The sequence below is a fragment of the Haliea sp. genome, from assembly GCF_040222615.1.
Taxonomy (GTDB): Bacteria; Pseudomonadota; Gammaproteobacteria; order Pseudomonadales; family Halieaceae; genus Haliea.
In genome coordinates, this window is record NZ_JAVKCQ010000208.1 from 1 (window position 1) to 1,656 (window position 1,656).

Genomic DNA, 1,656 nt, shown 5'->3' on the forward strand with positions numbered 1-1,656 from the left:
GCTCGGCACTGACCCACCCCTCCATCACCACCGATTACTCCGAGGCCCTGCTGGAATTCATCACCCCGGTCGACACCAGCATTGAGCATTGCCTGGACACCCTGGCCGACGTTCACAGCTTCACCTACAGCCAGATCGGCGACGAGCTGCTGTGGGCTTCCAGCATGCCCTGCATCGTCAACGGCGACGACAGCATTCCGGTGGCCGAGTACGGCAGCGCCAATGTCGCGCGGATGAAAAAGGTCTACCGCTACGGGCTCGGTCACCGCTACGGCCGCCTGATGCAGACCATTGCCGGTATCCATTACAACTTCTCGTTGCCAGCGGAGTACTGGCAGCGGGCCTGGGATGACGCTGGCCGGCCGGAATCGCTGCAGGACTACGTAACCGCGCGCTACCTGGGCCTGATCCGCAACTTCCACCGCCACTCCTGGCTGCTGATCTATCTGTTCGGCGCTTCGCCCGCGGTGTGTGCCAGCTTCCTCCGCGGCCGCGATGACCACGGCCTGGAACCCCTCGACGACAAGAGCCGCACCCTGCACCGCCCCTACGGTACTGCACTGAGAATGGGCGGCCTGGGCTATAACAGCGAGGCACAGAAGGGCCTCAAGGTCTGCTACAACTCGCTGGGCAACTATGTCCAGGCCCTCCGCGATGCCATTATGCACCCGCACCCGCCCTACCAGGCGTTCCCCGCCGGCCAGGACGGTGACTACCAGCAGTTGAACGACAGCCTGCTGCAGATCGAAAACGAGTTCTACAGCACGATCCGGCCCAAACGGGTCACCCGCTCTGGCGAGGCACCGCTGGCCGCCCTGTGCCGGGCCGGAATCGAATACGTGGAAATCCGCTGCATAGATGTCAGCCCCTTTGCCCCCCTGGGAGTCGACGCCGAACAGATACGCTTCCTCGATACTTTCCTCATGTACTGCCTGTTGCAAGACAGCCCGGCTTGCGACGATGAGGAACAGGCCACGCAGGCTGCCAACCTGGAGGCGGTGGTCAACCGCGGCCGCGAGCCGGGCCTGCAGCTGCAAACCCCGGCCGGCAATGCTGCGCTGACCGAACTGGCGAGTGGCCTGCTGGGAAGCATGACCGGCATCGCCGACCTGCTCGACAGCGCCCATGACAGTGGCCTGTACCGTGAGTCCCTGGCAGTGCAGCAGGCGCGGGTGAACGACCCCGAGCTGACCCCCTCGGCGCGGGTACTGCGTGAGATGCGCGAGCGGGACCTGCCCTTCTTCCGTCTGGCCATGGGCTACAGTGAACAGTGGGGCCGCCACTTCCACCAGCGCGCCCTGCCTGCGGCGAGCGCCCGACGGTTCGAGAACGAGACAAGACAGTCCCTGGCCGCCCAGCGGGAAATCGAAGCGGCAGACGAGCTGAGCTTTGAGGAGTACCTGGCGCGCTTTTTCGGCCAGTACCGGACCCTGTTCTGAGAACGGCTCTTGCGAGGCGTGGTCAAACCACCTAACGTACCGTCATCAGCGTTGGCATCGCTCCAGTCACAAGGAACCTCCCCGCCATGTTGCAAGCTCTCTCCCCCCGCCTGGTGTATCTCGGACTCGCGCTGCTGGCCCTGTGCGCCATGCTGTTCGCCTGGTACCTCGAGTACCAGGTGGGACTCAACCCCTGCCCGCTGTGCATGACCCAGCG

Annotated in this window: 2 protein-coding genes; both read left to right on the plus strand. The window is 64.5% G+C overall.

The features are described 5' to 3' along the window. Positions 1-1,439, plus strand: a 1,439-nt coding sequence (gene gshA, locus RJQ10_RS16330; protein WP_350148444.1) for a glutamate--cysteine ligase, incomplete at its 5' end; no start/stop codon positions are given. A gap of 86 nt (positions 1,440-1,525) precedes the next feature. Beyond that, positions 1,526-1,656 (plus strand): disulfide bond formation protein B (locus tag RJQ10_RS16335; RefSeq protein WP_350148445.1); only part of this gene is annotated, 131 nt, incomplete at its 3' end.